25 protein-coding genes and 4 tRNA genes are annotated in these 19,446 nt (G+C 53.3%); 4 read left to right on the plus strand and 25 right to left on the minus strand.

Features of this window, described 5'->3' with window-relative positions; genetic code table 11:
* The 5 genes from QY332_20625 to QY332_20645 are packed head-to-tail and all read right to left on the minus strand — an operon-like array spanning position 1 to position 3,674.
* The gene (locus QY332_20625) at positions 1 to 1,263 is read right to left on the minus strand and encodes an MFS transporter (protein WKZ36021.1); all 1,263 of its coding nucleotides are present in this window, start codon (positions 1,261 to 1,263) and stop codon (positions 1 to 3) included.
* 2 nt (positions 1,264 to 1,265) lie between these two features.
* The gene (locus QY332_20630; protein WKZ36022.1) at positions 1,266 to 1,895 is read right to left on the minus strand and encodes a hypothetical protein; all 630 of its coding nucleotides are present in this window, start codon (positions 1,893 to 1,895) and stop codon (positions 1,266 to 1,268) included.
* A complete protein-coding gene (locus tag QY332_20635; protein WKZ36023.1) occupies positions 1,895 to 2,995 on the minus strand; it encodes a hypothetical protein in 1,101 nt (366 codons plus the stop codon). Before QY332_20635 ends, QY332_20630 begins: the two co-directional genes overlap by 1 nt.
* A gap of 3 nt (positions 2,996 to 2,998) precedes the next feature.
* A complete protein-coding gene (locus tag QY332_20640) occupies positions 2,999 to 3,382 on the minus strand; it encodes a DUF2089 domain-containing protein (protein WKZ36024.1) in 384 nt (127 codons plus the stop codon).
* Between the two features lie 55 nt (positions 3,383 to 3,437).
* The gene (locus tag QY332_20645; GenBank protein WKZ36025.1) at positions 3,438 to 3,674 is read right to left on the minus strand and encodes a hypothetical protein; all 237 of its coding nucleotides are present in this window, start codon (positions 3,672 to 3,674) and stop codon (positions 3,438 to 3,440) included.
* A 195-nt stretch (positions 3,675 to 3,869) separates the two neighbouring features.
* Here QY332_20645 and corA point away from each other — a divergent pair, with 195 nt between their 5' ends.
* Both corA and lexA read left to right on the plus strand, forming a co-directional pair.
* Entirely contained in the window at positions 3,870 to 4,856 is a 987-nt protein-coding gene (gene corA, locus QY332_20650) for a magnesium/cobalt transporter CorA (protein WKZ36026.1), read from the plus strand.
* 117 nt (positions 4,857 to 4,973) lie between these two features.
* On the plus strand, positions 4,974 to 5,651 hold the full coding sequence (gene lexA, locus QY332_20655; protein WKZ36027.1) for a transcriptional repressor LexA: 678 nt from the start codon (positions 4,974 to 4,976) through the stop codon (positions 5,649 to 5,651).
* A gap of 160 nt (positions 5,652 to 5,811) precedes the next feature.
* Here lexA and QY332_20660 read toward each other — a convergent pair whose 3' ends face one another.
* The 19 genes from QY332_20660 to QY332_20750 all read right to left on the minus strand — a co-directional run bounded on the left by QY332_20660 (position 5,812) and on the right by QY332_20750 (position 17,799).
* Positions 5,812 to 6,945: a VWA domain-containing protein gene (locus QY332_20660; protein WKZ36028.1), complete on the minus strand. Its 1,134-nt coding sequence runs from the start codon at positions 6,943 to 6,945 to the stop codon at positions 5,812 to 5,814.
* Positions 6,946 to 6,947: 2 nt separating this feature from the next.
* Positions 6,948 to 7,805 carry an FHA domain-containing protein gene (locus QY332_20665; protein ID WKZ36029.1) on the minus strand — a complete coding sequence of 286 codons (858 nt, stop codon included), beginning with the start codon at positions 7,803 to 7,805 and terminating at the stop codon, positions 6,948 to 6,950.
* A gap of 3 nt (positions 7,806 to 7,808) precedes the next feature.
* Positions 7,809 to 8,459 carry a Mov34/MPN/PAD-1 family protein gene (locus QY332_20670; protein ID WKZ36030.1) on the minus strand — a complete coding sequence of 217 codons (651 nt, stop codon included), beginning with the start codon at positions 8,457 to 8,459 and terminating at the stop codon, positions 7,809 to 7,811.
* 67 nt (positions 8,460 to 8,526) lie between these two features.
* Complete coding sequence (locus tag QY332_20675; protein ID WKZ36031.1) at positions 8,527 to 8,793, minus strand: EsaB/YukD family protein; 267 nt, start codon at positions 8,791 to 8,793, stop codon at positions 8,527 to 8,529.
* Between the two features lie 64 nt (positions 8,794 to 8,857).
* On the minus strand, positions 8,858 to 9,706 hold the full coding sequence (locus QY332_20680; protein ID WKZ36032.1) for a ubiquitin-conjugating enzyme E2: 849 nt from the start codon (positions 9,704 to 9,706) through the stop codon (positions 8,858 to 8,860).
* Between the two features lie 20 nt (positions 9,707 to 9,726).
* The gene (locus tag QY332_20685) at positions 9,727 to 10,611 is read right to left on the minus strand and encodes a hypothetical protein (GenBank protein ID WKZ36033.1); all 885 of its coding nucleotides are present in this window, start codon (positions 10,609 to 10,611) and stop codon (positions 9,727 to 9,729) included.
* 11 nt (positions 10,612 to 10,622) lie between these two features.
* The gene (locus QY332_20690; GenBank protein WKZ36034.1) at positions 10,623 to 12,269 is read right to left on the minus strand and encodes a ThiF family adenylyltransferase; all 1,647 of its coding nucleotides are present in this window, start codon (positions 12,267 to 12,269) and stop codon (positions 10,623 to 10,625) included.
* Between the two features lie 162 nt (positions 12,270 to 12,431).
* Entirely contained in the window at positions 12,432 to 12,812 is a 381-nt protein-coding gene (gene rplL / locus QY332_20695; GenBank protein ID WKZ36035.1) for a 50S ribosomal protein L7/L12, read from the minus strand.
* 73 nt (positions 12,813 to 12,885) lie between these two features.
* Positions 12,886 to 13,419 carry a 50S ribosomal protein L10 gene (gene rplJ, locus QY332_20700; GenBank protein WKZ36036.1) on the minus strand — a complete coding sequence of 178 codons (534 nt, stop codon included), beginning with the start codon at positions 13,417 to 13,419 and terminating at the stop codon, positions 12,886 to 12,888.
* Positions 13,420 to 13,615: 196 nt separating this feature from the next.
* Positions 13,616 to 14,329 (minus strand): 50S ribosomal protein L1, encoded by a 714-nt coding sequence (gene rplA / locus QY332_20705; GenBank protein ID WKZ36037.1) that lies wholly within the window; start codon positions 14,327 to 14,329, stop codon positions 13,616 to 13,618.
* A gap of 50 nt (positions 14,330 to 14,379) precedes the next feature.
* A complete protein-coding gene (gene rplK / locus QY332_20710) occupies positions 14,380 to 14,805 on the minus strand; it encodes a 50S ribosomal protein L11 (GenBank protein WKZ36038.1) in 426 nt (141 codons plus the stop codon).
* Positions 14,806 to 14,925: 120 nt separating this feature from the next.
* Positions 14,926 to 15,618: a transcription termination/antitermination protein NusG gene (nusG, locus tag QY332_20715; protein ID WKZ36039.1), complete on the minus strand. Its 693-nt coding sequence runs from the start codon at positions 15,616 to 15,618 to the stop codon at positions 14,926 to 14,928.
* Positions 15,619 to 15,636: 18 nt separating this feature from the next.
* On the minus strand, positions 15,637 to 15,855 hold the full coding sequence (gene secE, locus QY332_20720) for a preprotein translocase subunit SecE (GenBank protein WKZ36040.1): 219 nt from the start codon (positions 15,853 to 15,855) through the stop codon (positions 15,637 to 15,639).
* Between the two features lie 69 nt (positions 15,856 to 15,924).
* A tRNA-Trp gene (locus QY332_20725) sits at positions 15,925 to 15,997 on the minus strand.
* Positions 15,998 to 16,032: 35 nt separating this feature from the next.
* Complete coding sequence (rpmG, locus tag QY332_20730; GenBank protein ID WKZ36041.1) at positions 16,033 to 16,203, minus strand: 50S ribosomal protein L33; 171 nt, start codon at positions 16,201 to 16,203, stop codon at positions 16,033 to 16,035.
* Positions 16,204 to 16,223: 20 nt separating this feature from the next.
* Entirely contained in the window at positions 16,224 to 17,423 is a 1,200-nt protein-coding gene (gene tuf / locus QY332_20735) for an elongation factor Tu (GenBank protein WKZ36042.1), read from the minus strand.
* Between the two features lie 46 nt (positions 17,424 to 17,469).
* Positions 17,470 to 17,542, minus strand: a tRNA-Thr gene (locus tag QY332_20740).
* A 50-nt stretch (positions 17,543 to 17,592) separates the two neighbouring features.
* A tRNA-Tyr gene (locus tag QY332_20745) sits at positions 17,593 to 17,675 on the minus strand.
* A gap of 51 nt (positions 17,676 to 17,726) precedes the next feature.
* Positions 17,727 to 17,799, minus strand: a tRNA-Thr gene (locus tag QY332_20750).
* Positions 17,800 to 17,952: 153 nt separating this feature from the next.
* Between QY332_20750 and QY332_20755 the strand changes: the two genes are divergently transcribed.
* Together QY332_20755 and QY332_20760 are read left to right on the plus strand one after the other, a co-directional pair.
* Positions 17,953 to 18,738, plus strand: a complete 786-nt coding sequence (locus QY332_20755) for a hypothetical protein (GenBank protein ID WKZ36043.1) — start codon at positions 17,953 to 17,955, stop codon at positions 18,736 to 18,738.
* A gap of 15 nt (positions 18,739 to 18,753) precedes the next feature.
* Complete coding sequence (locus QY332_20760; protein ID WKZ36044.1) at positions 18,754 to 18,990, plus strand: hypothetical protein; 237 nt, start codon at positions 18,754 to 18,756, stop codon at positions 18,988 to 18,990.
* Between the two features lie 79 nt (positions 18,991 to 19,069).
* On the opposite strand, the gene acpS is transcribed toward QY332_20760, so the two are convergent.
* The gene (gene acpS, locus QY332_20765; GenBank protein ID WKZ36045.1) at positions 19,070 to 19,435 is read right to left on the minus strand and encodes a holo-ACP synthase; all 366 of its coding nucleotides are present in this window, start codon (positions 19,433 to 19,435) and stop codon (positions 19,070 to 19,072) included.
* Positions 19,436 to 19,446: the final 11 nt, after the last annotated feature.

A 19,446-nucleotide genomic window follows, 5' to 3' on the forward strand; every position in this document is an offset into this window, starting at 1 on the left:
TTACCCAACCGCCGCAGGGACGATCTCCTCCGTCACCGGTTCCTCCGACCTGGGAATTTTGAATTTAAACCAGATCGGTATCACGGAGAGTAATAAGACTATCGCGGTTACTGTAAATGGGAATGTCGGGTTGACGCGCGCCCACATCTGCGCCCCGATCCACGGGGCAGGCAGGGATATCAAACCCAGACTCGTGCTGAACAATCCAAACGCCATGCCGCGGTTCTTCTGCGGGACAGCCTTGCTGATCAGCGATTGGTAGGCAGGGGAGGAAATCCCCGCCCCCACCCCCGCAATAGCCCAACCAACATAAAACAGCCATTGATATTGGGATCCAGCGGGAATACTCACCAACAGGAACAGGGAACTCGATAAAAATATCATGCCCGTTGCAATCCCAACCCGCTCGCCCGCCTTATCGGAAAGCCACCCGCCGGGGATGGTGCTCAGCATCATCGCCAGACCAAAGAACGACATCACCCAGCCGATCTGCTGGAGCGAAAGTCCGCCGATCTCCTGCATATAAACAGGGAAAAGGTTCTCGGAAAACTGGAAGGAAATATCGCGCAGACCGTCGATTACCAGCATCCAGGTGAGCAGCCCGCCTGAAAAGACCAGCCCGATCATTGCAGCCATGTTCGTCTTCAATCCGCCAAAGGTCAGTTTTTCCGTTGTTGTGGCGGCGTTCTTTGCCGCTTCACGTGCCATGCCCAAACGCATCACGGTGGCAATAAAGTAGAAAATACCCGCCACCAATAGCATCAACTTAAAACCATACACACCAGCCAGCCAGCCGCCCAGGGGCGGACCCAGCACAGAAACGATCATGAAGATGGCCTGTGAAATGCCGAATACCCTGCCGCGATTCTCCTCGCTGGAATGCTCGGCGATGAAAGCGTCGAAACTCGGCCCCACCAGCGAACGCGCGACAGCTCCAATTGCCACCGCCAGTAAAAGCCATTCCCATGTATCCGCCAGAACAAGCGGGATGAATCCGATCACGCCGAACACACTGCCAATTGCGATCGCACGCAGGCGTCCCAGCGTATCGGAGACCCAACCGCCCAGGATCTGCAACGCCAAAGGCACGATCTGTGAAAGCGTAAAGAACAGACCAATCTGCGTGATCGAAGCATCCAAATCTTTAAGGTAGAGCGGCATCAGCGGACCGTACATGTTTCCGCCGATATTGGCAAACACCATCGCTGCTAAAAACAGGATGAGCAATCCGCTCAATAAAGGTTTCTTTTTAACAGTTTCCATTCTTATCCTATAAAGACCTGTACTCTTTCCCCGTCGTCGTCATCATCCACGTGTACGATCAACGGTTCAGAAATATTCTTCGCCATCGAGATGGCTTCCACGACCTCATCCACATTGGTATTCCTGAGTCCGCTGATTCGGCTGCCGAAATTCCTCAGGAACCAGCCGGCCAGCCCGAGCGGAAGAGGAAGCGCAATCGAAATATTGCGGGGTCCATCCGAATCCCTGGAACGGGTACGATCCACGTTCACATACAGCCAGCGTGATGTGCGGCTTCCTGCGCCGAGAACAGTCAGCACAATACCAAGGATCAGCGGCATCCCCAAACAATAAAACCAGAAGTTCATTCCGGAATTTTGCTGTACCGCAAACATACCCCACGCACTGAATACTGTAAAAAAGATTCCGATCCAAAGGAAGGCGCCCGAAAAGAGACCGGCGCGCCGGCGGACTTCGTCGAACTCCGGGGCATCGCTTCTCTCCCCGCCCATGCCGGATGCTACACCCAAAACTTCAACATCCGCCTCCGCAGGGTCATCATCCAACACGCGCATCAATGTGGCGGCTTCCTCCGCACTGATCCTTCCATCAGCAACCATTTGCAAAATCTTTTTGCGTTCTTCCGATGACATTACGAGCCTCCTTCAAGGGCGGATAATAATTTCTCCGCTTCATCGGCAGTGATCTTCTTTTCCTGCAACATCTTCAGGATGGCGAGGCGTTCCTCTTCAGAAACGGGAGACCTGGGCGGCATCGGCACACCTTTTGGTGAGAAATCCCATCCCCAGCGTCCGATCTCCATGCCGCCTTTGAAGCGGCGTGAGCGCCGATCTCCTTCGCGGGTCTTTTGCTCAATGCGGCGTGCGGCCGCCTCGATTTTTCGCTGGGCACGTTCGGTTGCCTGCTCCACACGGCGGGAAATCCGCTCGCCAAAGCCGGACCAATCCATGCCCATGCCTGCAAAGTTGCCAAAGTCTTCGGCAGATTCACCAGCATCCGCGCGGTTGGAAACGCGAATGTCGCCGCCGGCTTTCAATGTGACGGCAGCGGAACCGTCGCCGAGTGTGATCACACGGCTGGTGGCATCCTCATCCGCTTCAACGCCCTGCCAGTCCACATCGATTTGATCGGCATTGAGGGTCAGGGTAACGTTTGCCTTCGGCGGCATGACCAGCAGAATATCGTCGCCCGCAGTGACCGAATAAGTATTGCCTGCCTGCGGATTGAGGTACAGCACAACATCCTCCGCCACGTTCGCGCTGACATTGCCGCGCACATCGCGCAGGGCGAGGTCGTCCGCAACGGAATCAAGGGTGACGTTCCCGTCCACCTCGCGGATGGATACATCGCTGTCCGCCTTTTTGATATACAGGTTGCCTTTTGCGCCGCGCAGGCTGAAATCCGCGCGGATTGATTCGATCGCAACCGAATTCACATCACGGACCGAAAGATCACCGCCAATTTCCTTCAATTCAATTTCGCCCATCACGCCACGGATGGATGCATCGCCGCCAATGTTATTAATGAAGACAGCCGCACCCTTTGGCAGGCGCAAGGAAAGATCGTCATCACAGGAGATGGTGACCTGATCGCCGTCCTGGCTGGTGCGCATCTCTTCATCATCGGCTTTCATGAGAATGTCATCCCCCTCCCAGCCAACGAGGCTAAGGTCACCGCCAATGGACTCGAGAATGATTTTCGGGGTACGGCCTGCAGAAATGGTTTTGGACATGGGTTACTCCTCCTCGCCACGCAGAATACGCATGGCTTGTTCCGCAGTGATCCTGCCGGCCTCAAGGTCGGCAATGGTACTGCTTCTTTTTTCGGCTTCAATCTCAGGGGATTCATCCTTGCCGGGTTCATACCCCATGGCACGGATCACCTCATGCAGACGGTTGCGTATCGTTGGATACGACAGACCAAGTTCCACCTCCATGCGGTTGATCTTGCCTTCACAGCGCACAAAAGTGAAAATAAATTCCAACTGTTCGGGCGATAAATTGGAAAACTGCCCGAGGGCAAAATGCCCTTCAATGGAAGTGTCGCAGGAATTACAATGCAGGCGGGCAACTTCCAGTTCGGACTGGCAGATCGGACAAAGGTTGGGGGCGGGTCGCATTATTTTATTAATTCTCCTATGATGTGGCAGCTTTCCGGGTTATAGTTTGAAAGGTTCAGGCTCCCGCTTTTTTGGAGTTTCCCAACTCCAACTGGTTTGTTGGCAAGGATGTAGCATAACGAGTCTGCAGCCTTTCACCTTTCACAACCATCCAGATTCCAAGGGCAACCAGCCAGCGGTTACGATCACTGGATGAGTTTTTCCCGGCTTTTAGGGATATCCGCGAATTCACATCATCCCGGTTTTTCTTTTTAGCCATATCCAGCAAGTCGTCAGTTTGAAAATTATTCATGGTGCCTCTCCTTTGGCAAATCAGAAGGAAAACAACAGCCAAATTCAAAAACTCAATTATTCTACCTTTTTTCTAATAAATTATATTCATTTTTTCAATTTTGTCAAGTATAAAATAAATAATATCAATATCTAGTTCAATATAATCAATTCAACGGTCGGAAATTACGTAAAATCCACCATTTTGGAGGTCATTTTGATCCGATCCCTTTTTTACACACCTGGAAAACCCATTCACACCGACATTTCCCCCTCTGAATTCCCGCGCCTTCTGCGGGATCGAAAAGGTGTGCTTTGGGTGGATTTCATTGGCGAACCAGCCGAACAGGCGGAGCCGATCCTGCGTGGCTTCGGCTTTCATCCCCTTGCCATTGATGATGCGTTGCAGGAGACCCACACTCCCAAGATCGATGACTGGGGAGATTACATCTATATGGTATTCAATGTGATGAATTACAAACAGGAAAATGGCGTCTTCGATTCTGAAATAGATGAACTGGATGTCTTCCTCGGGCACAACTACGTCATTACCCACCATGACAAGGTCATCTCCGCTGTGGAAGACACCTGGTCCGCCTGTCAACGGGATATCAGGCATGTCCAGGATGGCCCCGATCACCTGCTGTACCGAATCGTGGATTCGCTTGTGATGGGGTACATGCCCCTCGTTGAGCAGATTGACGAACAGATTGACCTGATCGAGGATCAGGTCTTTGACCGCCCGCATCCTGCCACGCTGGAGCAGATATTCGCCTTAAAGCGCCTGCTCCTCGCCATGAGAAGGATTATCCTGCCCCAGCGCGAAGTCCTCAACAAGCTTGCACGGGACGACTACCGCATGATCGACCCGAAGGACCGCATCTTCTTCCGTGATATTTACGACCACCTCGTCCGCCTGCATGATCTGAACGAAAGTCTGCGCGACCTGGTCAGCGGTGCGCTGGATACCTACCTGTCCGTGGTCAACAACCGCATGAACGAGGTAATGAAAACCCTCACCATCATCACCACCCTCTTCATGCCGATCACCTTTGTCACCGGTTTCTTCGGCATGAATTTTTTCGAGCCGGTCGCTCGGTTCATCGGCTGGACAGGCGAACAAACCTTCCGCACCACCCTGGGAATTATGCTGGGTCTCCCCCTCTTCATGTATATCTGGATGCGCCGCAGGACGTGGCTATAAACTGCCCGGCAGAACCTCAATTTAAGCCTTGACACAGAACAAGCGTTCGAGTATTATTCCTAGCACAAATGAGCGAAGAATGCTCACCCGCGCCAGGTATCTGGCAGGAGGCTTAAAATGATGATGATGGTTCGAAAAAGCAAGGGTTTGGGCGAACGCCACCAGAAAATCCTGGAATTTATTGCATCCTATCAACGCGAACACAAGCACCCCCCTTCAATCCGCGAGATAGGCGAGCACTGCAGTATTTCATCCACGTCTGTGGTTAATTACTATCTGGATCAGCTAGAAAAATCAGGTCACATCGAGCGGGATAGAAAAATATCGCGCGGCATGAGGCTGACCGGCAACACCCCGCTCGGGGACATGCTCCGCGTACCAGTTCTCGGTCGGATCGTTGCAGGTGAACCCATCCCCGTCCCATCCACTGATTTCAACCTCTTCAATGCGGAGGACTCGGTGGAGATCGCCACATCGCTTATGCCTGCGAAGGAAAAAGGGAAGGAACTATTCGCCCTTGAAGTGCAGGGCGAATCAATGATCGACGCCATGATCAATGACGGCGATATTGTCATCCTCAAACCCACACAGGATGCACGCAATGGCGAAATGGTGGCTGTCTGGCTTTCAGACCGCAACGAAACCACCCTGAAGTATTATTACAAGGAAAAGGACGGCTACCGTCTTCAGCCGGCCAACCCGACCATGAAGCCGATCATGCTCAAAAAGACAGAGGCATTGGAGATAAAAGGCAAAGTGGTCATGGTCATCCGCAAAGTCGACCGTTACAACTAAAATTTAAAATACAACCTGTATCCTTCGACAGGTTGTATTTATTTAATATGGATGACGGAGCTATTAACTCGTCGGCAACAGCTCCGGGGATCGGATAAGGAAGCGACTGTACATCAAAAAAGACGGAATACTTATTTACAGTATTCCGTCTTTTTTATACTTATTTTATCTTGATATTTGGTTTCTTCGCTGTCGTTGCGGGCTGATTCAATCTGATTCTTCCCTTATGCTTAAACCCGCCTTTAAATCCAGCGAACACCTCTTTTCCACGGGAAACAAGCATCGGAATCACCAGGAGGAGAAGCAGTAGACCCAGAATTATGCCAAACAGCTGCCAAGAACTCTGTGATACTTCCGGCAGGACGCCGCCCGGGTTGTAATTTGTTTCCGCCGAACCCCCCATACTTGATAGCGAGACTGTCAGACTGCGATTAATACCGTCGCGCAAAGTGGAGGGGGAAACATAGGTAATTGCATATTCGCTTTGCAGTGTACGTCCATATTGTTGATAAAGATCGTTCAATGCCTGTGAATCAGCCGCAAAGCTATAGAGTCCGCCGGATCCTTTAGCCAGGGATTTTAATGTCGGTTCGTCAAGACCCTCCTGCGAGGAAAGGTTCGAGTCGCCAAAACCGATGGCGGAAATCGTTAGTCCGCTAGGCCCAATCTGTTCGAACACATTTTCGATTGTGTATTGGCTGCGGTTATCCATGCCATCAGCCAAAACGATAATCGCCTTGCGACCGGATATCCCGTCCAGGGCTTTTTCCGCCTCAATCAAGGCGTTAAACATGGCGGTGTCACTTCCCGTACGGAGTCCGTCAATGGCATCAAGCAGCATTGCAGTATCCGCTGTAACCGGTTGAACAAGATAAGTTTGCGTATCGAAGGCGATCAGGCCGGCCTGGTCGCCGGCGCGCATTTGCGTGATGTACGTCTTTGCCGCTTCCCTGGCGGCTTCGAGCTTGTTATTTTTCTGCATGCTTCCAGAGATATCGATCACGAGCATCGACGTCAGCGGTTCTGCCAGGCCTTCGCCGCCGCCGCGAATATCCGCGGGCTCCATCAATATGCCATTCTCGTAAATCTGGATAGCAGCAGGATCCACACCGGCCGGTTCACCTGCGGAGTCCGTCACTGAAACGTATACGGTTACGTTCGGAAAATTGGACTTGTCCACCTGTGTTATTCGGACCTGCAAGTCGCTCTGCGCAAAAACTGTCACCGGCAAAAAAATCATGAGCGACATGAGCAGGACAAGGGACGGCAGGAGGCGGTGTTTTTTCGTCTGCATGGCTATCTCCTTTCGTGGTAAATCATCTCGGTATTGCCCATGCGTATCTTTTGCCCGTTGGCAAGCTGGACAACCTGGATCTTTTTTCCGTTTACGTACGTGCCCGCAAGGCTCATATCCTTCAGGGAGAAACGCGTCCCATCACCGGTGAGCATCGCATGTTGAGGTGCAATATCAGGATCCGGCAGGGCAATTTCCGATTTAAGCGCGGAACTTCCGATGGCCACAGCTGGACCGCCTGCGCGCATGAATTTGTCAAGGATAAATTCTGTCCCTTTGAGTTTTCCGGAGGTGACTTCCAGCCAGGCTCGGGAAAGCAATACGACAATGAGTGAAATGAACGCCCCGACGGAAGCGCCAAGCAAAACGAGTCCTGCCGCCTTGCCGGTGAGGGGATCCTCCAGCCAGTTATGCGCGCTTTCAAGGAGGACACCGCCAAGACCACCGCCGATCAGCCCGCCAAGCATTCCCTTCCAAGCCTGGCTCCTGGCCACACCCCCCTCCGCAAATCCGAGCATGAGACCAAAAACCGCCCAGCCAAGCACTCTGCCAGTGAGTCCTGCGCCAACTGCCTGAAAAAGGAATTCTCCAAGCGGCAGGCCAACGCCTCCAGCCAGAGTGCCCAGAATAGCACCGAACAAGCCAGACTTGAGCGCCTGAACAAGATTGCGGGTTAACAAGCCTTCCGTGAGCCCGATAAACAAGCCGATGACCAAGCCAATCAGCGCACCCGCCACCACTTCGCTCAGATAAAGATTTGTTGTGAATGAAAGTCCAAGATAATCACTTACCTGCCAGCCGACCAGTCCGCCGATCGCGCCAAGGACGGCGTAGAAATATGTACGCATTCGCCTGCTCATAAATCACTCTCCTTCATCACTTTCATCCCCGCCACCGCGGAGGTTTCGCCAATTCATCATGCTGCGTCCCAAATTGCCGTTTAATTCATAAAATCCAAAGTAACGGGTTGGGTCGAGAACCCCACCTGCGCGGCGGATAAAAAAACCGGCAACAGAACTATGCGGTTCTACAACCAACGCAACCTGCCACGGATCTGGAAAGAAATTATTGTGCAGAAAGGTGTCATAATGAGAGAGAAAAATTCCCATGCGCGGGTGAGTGTGATACCAACCAACAATTTTTTTTCTCGCATAACGCATTTCAATCTGCTCATGAAAATCCACAATGGTGTTCTGTGTAAAGGTCAGGTACACACTTCCCTGCCGGGTATAGCGGGCGGGGAGCATGTGCTGCACCACGACAAATTGCTCGCCGGAATCGCGATCAACGCACCACATGCCAACCAGTGCTCCGCCAATTTCATCGTCCAACTCACTGGTTGAATGGACGGCAATGCGGGTGTAAGCCGCTTGTGAAAGAAAAACTTTCACAAGCGGTTGTGCCTCATCGTGCTCATGAATTGATACCCAGCGTTTCGACCGCATAAGAGGCATGCAAGCCCTTTTTGGTCTGGTGCTCACTGGGGGTGAGATGCGAATTCCGTTCCCAGCCATTTTAATAAACCTAAAGAATTGAGTTGGCGGGTCGCTCCATTCGTAATGAAGCGACCCGTATCGGGAACTACCCCGCAGTAACGTCGGCTGTCATCATCAACCGGTCGTCTTGCGGAATACCAGCCTGGGAGAGGGTTTCATCCTCTTTCAATTCACGACCCAGCGCCTTGCTGTCCAACCGATAGGACATTGGGCGTCCATCCGGTCCCGTCGTCGGAAGTTCCAGGGAAGTGGTCAGTTCCGGAAGCAAATCCCTCACAGCCACATCATCCGGGACTTCAGCATTGCGGGTGCCCCCGGAAGGCAGTACAAGGGTAACAGGTATATCAGACATGGTTTTCTCCTTTTCTCTAATTGGGTAAATTTTTTGACACCGGCTCATGCGCTCGCAGCAATGACTATTTCAACCGAATTACAGGCTTATTTTTCTTCTCAACCGGCTTGATCTTCACTCGTTCCGGCCTTAATAGCTCGCGGCGATCCACCGGAAATTCATTTGGATGCTTTATTCGATACTCACGTGACCACCCAGCCGCTTCCGCATCCCACGGGAATGGTGGTTTCGTCGGATCGTCATGGAAATTTTTCCACTGCAGCATTTCGCCCAGCATAAGCACCAATCGGTCCAAGGAGCGGCTGGCTGTCCACCAGGCGGCGTCAATACATACACTTCCATTCAAATGATTGATATTCGGGTGCCAGATGGGAGTCAGCCATTTCATGCCGGGCCAGCGCTGCGGGTATTGATTATGCAGGTAAATTTCCACTTGATGATGGACTGCGTATTTCGGTTTGCCCAGACGATCCACGCCTATGATGCTCTTGCAGGCAAAAGTCACAACGTATCTCTCCGGGGGAACCCCTACACGGGCTCCCACAGCCTTGAAGCCGATCAGGTCACTGCGTGCGGTGAGTTCCTGCATAAGCTCAAAATCTGCGCGCAGCCGCCGCATCCGCGGGCTGCCGGCAACGGAGACCACGCCACCTGCCGTAATATCCGCGGTAAGCATGAGGCGGTCATTTTCCGGAATACCGGCGGATGCCAAGGTCTCGTTTTCTTTCAATTCCCGTCCCAGCGCCTTGCTGTCAAGCCGGTAACCCATTGGGCGTCCATCCGGTCCAACTGTCGGGAGTTCCAACAAGGATGTCAACTCAGGCATCAATTCGTGCAGCGCCACATCATCGGGGATTTCCGCCGCGCGCGCGCCCCCGCTGGGAAGAACAATCGTAACGTTTACATCCGGCATGATAATTTCTCCTCCATTCGTCAGGTATTCAAATGCGGGACCTGGCAAGCCCCGGTAATTTCCCAGCAATCCGCGTGATGCAAGGTGTTGCAGACCTCACATTTTTTCACGCCACGGGGATCATGGTGCCTGACCTCCTCCAGACAGAAAGGGCAGCGGTGCACTTCATAAAGCGAAACGTGCACACTTGGTTTGCGTTTGAACAAGCGCCTTAAACCGGAATATGTATTTCGGGGGGTCTGAGGCAGGACCAGTCTTCCATTTCCTGATCCTGATTCCATCCGCCTATGCAATTTGGGGATTTTCATAAACTTCAAAAACGATCCTGTTTTAGGTGGGGATTTCACACTTTCCGAAATAAGGGTATTCAGGGATCTGGGAATTCCAGCCGATCCCATCACCGGTGGGATGTCTGGCTGCCTGCGCCCCCGGGGATGCTGAGATTCCGTATTGCCTGATTTTGCAACAGGTTTTCTCCACGCCTCCAATGCGATCACCGCAACAAGAAACGCGCCGCACAATTGAGCAAGCTGGTACGGATCGACCACACCATCCAGCCAGGGTTCCAACGGACCGATTCCCATTTGCCAGTTTGTAAAAAAGCCGAGCGTATACAGCCCCAACGGCAGGGTAATCAGCGCCACCAGAAAACGGATCAATACCGACCATTCGTAAAAACTTGCACGCGGTACGGCGCCTGCCGCCAAACCTACGGCAAGGACCGCAAAGACCATCATTAAGAATGGCGAAAGATTAACCTGATAAACATTGATCAACGCCATGAAGCCGGCAATTCCCGGCACGAACAGTACACACCCTGCCAGCTTTCGAAGAAAACCGGGATGGCGGGAGGAGGATTGGGAGCTACTCAGCATGGTGGTGTGAAGTGACATTTCAGGTTCCATCAACGTCTTGTTCAATCACGAAGCCGCACACGGCTTGAACGTATCTTTAGGACAGACGGTTCTTTTCCGTTTTTTATCTGGGATTTGTCTTTAAGCCGAATGTGGTTCCCCTTCTTGTCCTCTATTTTTATCGTGGACTCGAAGTCACGGAAATGCAATGCATCCGCCAGATCGCCAGTCAATTCGTAGAACCGATATTCTTCTCCATTATGAGCGCGGATCACATGAAGCGGAGGCACACCAACACTTGCCAGAGTACGGTGAAGGAATGTCTCTTCACCTGTGATGACGTGTGTCAGGGAAGCTTCACGCAGAACGCCACAGGTCGGGCAATTGCCTGCCTCCACAGTCACTTCACTGAGAGGACGTAAGACTTCCTCAACCGTATGACAGTTCGAACATTCAAATTTCGTGACAAGCTCCTGATCCAGCTCAATAACGGCATTCAGACCAAGATCTGCACAGGCGATGCGGAGCAGGTCGTCGAGCGTTGTCCGCTCCACGCGCGCCGGCAGTTCCGTGATCGTGCCATAGGCCCAGTGTGATTCGCAATCGTCACGCGGTACATATGCCGTTGTATGCATTTCATTGACCATGCCGTTAAAGTGAGTTACTTTTCCGGGTTGGACCGGCATGTTGTTGATCAGCTTCAACGCTTCCTGCGATTGCATTGCACCAATAATCGAGGCAATTGTCGGGGTTGTGGGTACCTTGCCCAGTAAAATATTCTGGCGTGCCAATAGTGGACACGAATAACGAAGCGATAGGTCCCTCAGTGCCTGCTCAGTGAGCGTGCATTCGTAACAGGCTCCCTGTCCCGGAATAAAGACGCGCACCAATCCGAGAAGCTCCTGGATCGCCCCATCCACCCAGGGTTTGTTCACCCAGTAGCAGAATCGGTTTACAGCCAGCCTGGCTTCGCGGTTATCAAGGCATCCGATCACCACATCCATGCGGCGAAAAACTCCCAAGCCCATTTTTGTCGTAATGTCGCCATTCAGGTATTGAATATGCACCTGCGGATTTACAGCTTTTGCACGTGCCGCGGCGATCTCCGCCTTGCTGCGATTGCTATCTGTTTCGCGGAAAAGCACCGAACGACTTAAGTTGGCAAGTTCGATCTTGTCAAAATCCACAATGAATATATGGCCGATGCCCATCAATGCAAGGTTTTTGATGACTTCATTCCCAAGCGCTCCTGCGCCAACCACCATCACCTTCGCATTCTGAACCTTTTCACGATCCCACCACGAAATAAAATCGAACGTACCCAGACGATCCTTCTGCAAATTCGGAATACGAATCGGCTTATCGGGCGCGATCGGCACGCGAATCGGTCCAGTCGGCGGCTCGCTTCCCGCCGGGCGGTCAGCCTGCTCACCATTCCTGCCAGCCATTTCCTTGGCCCGAGTCAGGTTCGACTGATCAACCTGAAGGGCAAACCAGCCGACATTCGGGCGCGACTCGACGAAGTTATGCTTCTCCAGCGTTTTGAGCGCCTCCCGCAATGTTGCACGGCTGATCCCAAATTTAATAATCAACTCGCGTTCAGGAGGAAGTTGTGTGCCCGGCTTGAGACTGCCATCTACTAATGACGCAACCAGCTTCCCTGCAACAGCCTCAGCCAACGTTTTGTGGGAAATTCGTTCGATTTTCATAAACCTTCTTGTGGTATGGTGGTCAGACCAATTTGTACGATTATAGCGAGAGGTATAGCCAAAGTCAACCGCCCCGCTATAGGACATCAGTACTAATCCCTTATTCTTAAAATGAAAAGATGGCTCTTACAAGCCATCTTTTGTTTGCATTTTTGAAAGAAATTACTCGACGACGACGTTCGCGCCGGCTTCTTCAAGCTTCTTCTTGGCGTCCATCGCTGCATCCTTGCCGACAGCGGCGAGGACCTTGGAACCGGAAGTCTCGGCGAGGGTCTTCGCTTCGCCGAGACCGAGGCTGGTTAACTGGCGGATGACCTTGATAACGTCGATCTTCTTCGCGCCGGGATCTTTGATGACCACGTCGAACTCGGTCTTCTCTTCAACAGGTTCAGCGGCAGCACCGGCGCCACCTACAGCGGCAACCGCCACGGGGGCTGCGGCGGAAACGCCCCACTTCTCTTCAAGTTTCTTTACGAGATCAGCCGCTTCGAGGACGGAAAGGGTGGAGAGTTCTTCCACGAGTTTTTCGAGCTTGTCAGACATTGTTTAGCACTCCTTGCTATATTATTGAAATTTGTATATTTGGTGCGAGGTGGCCTCGCCTGAAAATTGATAACTAGGCTGCTGCAGCCTGCGCACTCTCGGAGCGGGCTTTGATAACAGCCGCGAGACCACGAGCGGGTTCTGCAAGCGTGCGGACGAGCTGGCCGGCAGGAGCCTGCAAAACGCCCAGCAATGTTGCGCGCATAACAGGCAGCGGCGGCAGGTCGGAAAGCGCCTTCACTTGTGCGGCATTCAGGGTCTTGCCGCCCATCAAAGCGCCTTTCACCTTGACGAACTCATTGCCTTTTGTTGCATCGGTCAATGCCTTCGCCGTGGAAGCCGGATCTGTGAATGCGAACGATATCGCAGTGGACTTCACAAGATAATCCGCTGGAACATCCAGGCCGCTCTCCGCAAACACGCGGCGGACAAGTGTATTCTTCACGATATGGAATTCACCGCCCGCATCACGGATCTTTGCGCGGATTGCATCAATGGATTTCATCGTCGCGCCGGTATATTCCACAAGGATCACGGCTTCGCTGCGCTTGATCCAGTCTGCATACTGAGCCTGGACCTCCTCCTTGCGTTGTTTGGAAATTGCCAAAGGGTATCACCTCCTTTCAATATAAAAGTCTTTGCCACTTACGCAGGCAAAGACTTTTCGCATTCCCGGGAGGGAAATCAGCGCGTGGCGCTGAATTTTGCAGTCAGTCTCCACCTGAGCAGGAAATTAAGTCCGTGGTTTCACACGGACACCCGCCTTCATCGGCGAAGTGGTTTTAGGGATAAACGAGTATCGGTTACTCGGCTCCTTGCATGTGTTCGTTGGGATCGGCCTTTATGCCGGGCCCCATTGTGGTGGTAACGGTAATGCGTTTCACGAAGTTTCCCTTCGCACCCGTCGGGCGGGATTTATTAACCGCATCCACCAAAGCCATGTAATTCTCGTACAATTTATCGGCATCAAACGAAACCTTGCCGATCGAAACGTGAATATTATTGGTCTTGTCCAGGCGGAATTCCACACGCCCGGCCTTGGCTTCCTTGATGGCACGCTCCATATCCTGCGGGGCAACCACCGTGCCGGCCTTCGGGTTCGGCATCAGCCCGCGCGGACCAAGCACACGTCCCAAACGACCCACCTTACCCATCGCATCGGGCGTGGCAATCGCGACATCGAAATCCAGCGCGCCGCCTTCGATCTTCTTCAAGGTCTCATCGTCATCGGCAACAAGATCTGCGCCGCCTGCACGAGCCGCCGCCGCGCCTTCGCCCTGGGCAAAGACAAGCACGCGAACGGTCTTACCGAGACCGTGAGGGAGCACGACCACATCACGCAACTGCTGGTCCGCCTGACGGGAGTCAAGCGTGGTTCGCATATGAACTTCAACGGTCGCATCGAATTTGGTGATGGATGTTTCTTTTGCAAGCGCAACCGCCTCGCGGGCGGAATACACCTTGTCGACATCAACTTTGGCGGCAGCCGCCGTATATTTCTTTCCGTGTTTAGCCATTTTATCCTCCGTGGTGCAAGCGGACGGCAAAAAGCCATCCTCCCACAAAACTAGTCGGTGATCGTAATGCCCATCGAGCGGGCTGTGCCTTCCACCTGCTTCATCGCGCCTTCGAGCGTGATCGCATTCAGGTCCTTCATCTTCAACTCGGCGATTTCCCTTACCTGGGCGCGGGTCACCTTGCCAACTTTTTCCTTGTTCGGCACACCGGAACCCTTTTCCACCTTGGCAGCCTTGCGAAGCAGAACCGCGGCGGGCGGGGTGCGAAGTACAAAGGTGAACGACCCATCGGAGTAGATGGTGATTTCCGCCGGAAGCACCTCACCCGGGCGGTTGGACGTACGGGCATTGTATTCCTTGCAGAACGCCATGATATTGATGCCATGGCTTGCCAGCGCGGGACCAACGGGAGGCGCAGGATTTGCCTTGCCGGCCTCGAGCTGAAGACGAACGATTGCTTTTAACTTCTTTGCCATTTTGACTTGACTCCTTCGTGGTTTTAGCGGGTCATTTGGGAGACCCTCCCACCGCATCAGGCTTAACGGAAGCCTGCTACTGTCGAATTTATTTTAGAGGCCGCTTCGACCTCACCTTCCTTACGCCTTCTCAACCTGCAGGAAATCCAGCTCCACGGGCGTTTCGCGCCCGAAAAAACTTACCATCACGCGCACCTTGGTGCGCTCCATATCGATCTCGGAGACCATGCCGCGAAAGTCGTTGAATGGCCCATCCACAATACGGACACGCTCCCCCACCTTAAACGTGACCTTCACCGTGGGCGCCTCGGCTTCCATGCGTTTAACGATCTGCGCAACTTCTTCGGGACGCAAAGGCGTGGGATTGTTCCCCATGCCGACGAAACCTGTCACGCCGGGGGTATTGCGAACCACATACCAGGATTCCTCTGAAAGAGCCAGGTTCACCAGCACATAACCCGGGAAAATATGACGTTCCACGGTGCGGCGCTTTCCGTCCTTGACCTCAATCTCCTCCTGTGTGGGAATCACCACGTCAAAGATCTTGTCCTTCATGCCCATCGTTTCAATACGTTGTTCAAGGTTATGACGGACCTTGTTCTCGTAGCCCGAATAACAGTGAATCACATACCAGGCGGGACCCTCAACGGTTGCCTCAACCGGAGGCAGATCAGCGGGAATCTGCGTCTCGGGGGCAGGAGCAGGCGTCGGGTCCGGGCTGGAAGCGGAATCATCCGCAGGAGCTGTTTGCTCCTCGGCTTTTTCCTCCATCGGTTCCTGTCCATTCTGCTCTTGCGGTTCCGGTAAATCCATCAGATCCTCAATTCAAACTTAGAAACCGAGCACCAAACCCAGCAGTTCGCCAGCGAAGTAATCCACGCTGGCGAGGAAAATCCCAACGATGACCATCACCAGAAGCACAAGCCCTGTGAGGCGCTTTGCTTCGGGCCACGTGGGCCAGCTTACCTTGCGAAGTTCCCCGGAGGTTTCGCGGAAGTAACGCTGGATGGCGTTTTCGCTTTTCTTGACTCTCTTTGCTTTCTCAGCCAAGGCAATACTCCTTCTTTCATTTTACGGCTAAAACGCCGCCTGCTCTTGCGAGGACGGCGTTGCCTCAGGCAGGCCAGGTAGGACTTGAACCCACAACCGCTCGTTTTGGAGACGAGTGCTCTGCCAATTGAGCCACTGGCCTAAATCGGGGGCAGGGCAAAGCCCCACCCCTGTAAACTACTTCGTTTCGCGGTGCAGGGTGTGTTTCCTGCAACGTGAGCAATACTTGTTGAACTCCAGCCGATTGGGATCGTTGCGGCGATTCTTTTCGGTGGTGTAATTCCGCTCCTTGCAGTCATTACATTGAAGCGTAACGACCGGGCGGACATCCTTCTTCTTCGAAGCCATCTTAAACCCTTACTTTCTACTTACTCGATGATCTTGGTAACGACACCCGCACCGACGGTCAGACCGCCTTCACGGATGGCGAACTTGGAGCCCTGCTCGAGGGCCACCGGCACGATCAACTCCACCGTCAGGTTGACGTTGTCGCCCGGCATGACCATCTCCACACCTTCCGGCAGCGTGATGTCGCCCGTCACATCCATCGTACGCACATAGAACTGCGGTCGATACCCGCTGAAGAAGGCCTTGTGACGCCCGCCCTCCTCCTTCTTCAACACGTATACCTCCGCCAGAAACTTCTTGTGCGGGGTGATCGATTTCGGTTTGGCCAGCACCTGGCCGCGCTCCACATCTTCCCGCTCGATGCCGCGCAGCAGCAATCCAACGTTGTCTCCCGCCATGCCTTCATCCAGCTGCTTGTGGAACATTTCCACCCCCGTGCAAACCGTGCTCTTCGTCTCGCGCAGACCGATGATCTCGATCGGCTCTCCGATCTTGATAATACCACGGTCGATACGACCCGTCACCACTGTCCCGCGTCCCTTGATCGAGAAGACATCCTCCACCGACATCATGAACGGCTTGTCCGTTTCTCGCTTCGGCTCGGGAATGTACTCGTCCACCACGCGCAGCAACTCCTTGATCGGTGCATACTCGGGGGCATTCGGGTCGGTACTCGTGCTTTCCAACGCCAGCTTCGCCGATCCGCGTACGATCGGGGTCGTGTCGCCGGGAAAACCCTGGTTGGTCAGCAGTTCACGCAGTTCGAGTTCCACCAGCTCGAGCAGCTCGGGATCGTCCATCATGTCCACCTTGTTGAGGAAGACCACGATCGATGGCACTTCCACCTGTCGCGCCAGCAACACGTGTTCGCGCGTCTGCGGCATCGGTCCATCCGGGGCCGCCACCACCAGAATGGCACCGTCCACCTGCGCCGCACCGGTGATCATGTTCTTGATGTAGTCGCGGTGACCCGGCATATCCACGTGCGCATAGTGGCGCTTGTCCGTCTGGTATTCCACGTGCGCAATGTTGATCGTGATCCCGCGCGCTTTTTCCTCCGGCGCATTGTCGATCTGGTCGTAGGCCTTGAAATCCGCCTGCCCGGCCAGTCCCGCCACCTTGGTGATCGCCGCCGTCAGCGTGGTCTTCCCATGGTCGATGTGCCCCATCGTCCCCACGTTCAGATGCGGTTTGCTCCTGTCAAATTTTTCCTTCGCCATTTTCCAATCTCCTTTTAATAGTTACAAGAATGCTTTTCAGCAACTGAGCCCTCAACGAGATTTGAACTCGTGACCTCACCCTTACCAAGGGTGTGCTCTGCCAACTGAGCTATGAGGGCTTGACGTGCTGTTTTCCCTTGCGGGGGTACCAGCAAATCGCCGGTACAGGTGGGCAGTGAAGGATTCGAACCTCCGAAGTCTTCTGACAACTGATTTACAGTCAGTCCCCTTTGGCCACTTGGGTAACTGCCCATGTTAAATTTTTACTTGATCACCAACCAACTTGTTCAATCAGCGACCTTGAGCCGACGACGAGAATCGAACTCGTAACCGCCCGCTTACAAGGCGGGTGCTCTGCCGATTGAGCTACGTCGGCGAGGGATTAAGCAGAGCGATTATACCAAAACAACTCACAGCGTCAAGCCAAACTGCACGGCAATGAATTCAATATAAAGGCAAAAACTGCCTCTTGACACCCAAACCCAATGCCGTTATTATTAGAACACTTGTTCTAATAAGGATAGATCCTATGAATAAATCAACCCAATTCGCCATGATGATGGAAACGTTGACTGAACTTGTTCAGGAGGAACAGGCGCCCCAACCTGCGCCCGTCGTGGGTCTGCCGAACCTGAAATCCGTCCTCGCTGACGCGTCTCCGCTTCCGCGTGAGGCGCTCTTCCTTGGCCTGGCTGAAGACGGCCTGCCCGTCCTGCTCAACCTGTATGACCCCATCCCAGGCCCCATCCTCATCAGCGGCGACAAATCCAGCGGCAAGACAACACTCCTGCAAGCCATCGCCCACGCCGCAGGTTTAACCCATTCCCCGTCTGAAGTGCAATATGGTGTCATCACCCCCCACCCGGATGAATGGAGGCGATTCCATGGCAACCAAAACAATGCCGGCATCTACTGCACACCGGATGACAACGCGCAGGAACTCCTGCAGTCGCTCGTTACCTGGGCGCATAACAACAAAGGAGGGGAACAATCCATCCTGCTGTTGATCGATGGCCTGGAAGACATCGTCAAGCTGGGGGAACAAACCCTACAAAATCTGCGCTGGTTGCTGCTGCGCGGACCCAGCCGCCGGGTATGGTCCTTCATCACCTTGAATGCCAGCCGCGCACGGGATCTAAAAGACTGGCTGGATTTCTTCCGCACGCGCCTTTTCGGCCATATTGAAAATTCAAACGATGCATATCTGCTGACCGGAACCCGTGAACAAACCCTCGACCATCTACTCGCAGGCAAACAATTCGCCCTGCGTGAGAATGATAAACTGCTTGGTTTTTATGCTCCATCCATTGAGTAAAGAAAGGACGACGTCATGCACACTGGAATGTTATGGTTTGATAATGACCCGCGCACCACATTAAGTGTAAAGATCCAGAAAGCGATCGATCATTACAACAAAAAATTCGGGCGCACTCCAGACCTTTGTCTCATTCACCCCAGCATGTTGGAAAGCGGTCAAAAACAATTCGAGTTGGGGAAACTCATCATCCGCCCCTATCGCCCCGTGATGCCCGGCCACTTTTGGATCGGCGTCGAAGATCAGAAGTAGGTTGAGATATAGATCCCTCCGTCATAACTATATCTCCTTGCGAACCTCCTGCATAACTGGCAATGCAGGAGGTGTTTTTTTATCCAGTCGCAACCACAAAGGCAATTGCCTGGTTTTCCGTATGGCTCAAACTGAGGGACCAGCTCGTCAGCCCCAATTGCATCGCCATCCGCTCCCCCTCCCCATGCAAAACCAAATAAGGCGCCTTGTTTTCGTCCGACCTGACCTCAATATCCAACCAGCTGACATTCCCAATGCCGCAGCCTAACGCCTTGGCCGTTGCCTCCTTCGCCGCAAACCGCGCTGCAAGCGAGGGAACACGTCCGCCGCATTCACGTCGTTCCGCTTCTGTAAAAACCCGCGCAAGGAACTTCTCACCGTAACGTTCCATCGCTTCACGGATGCGGTCAATATCAATGAGGTCAACACCTGTGGATAAGTTCATCGTGCGAATAG

The sequence above is a fragment of the Anaerolineales bacterium genome (genome assembly GCA_030583885.1).
Lineage (GTDB): Bacteria > Chloroflexota > Anaerolineae > Anaerolineales > Villigracilaceae > Villigracilis.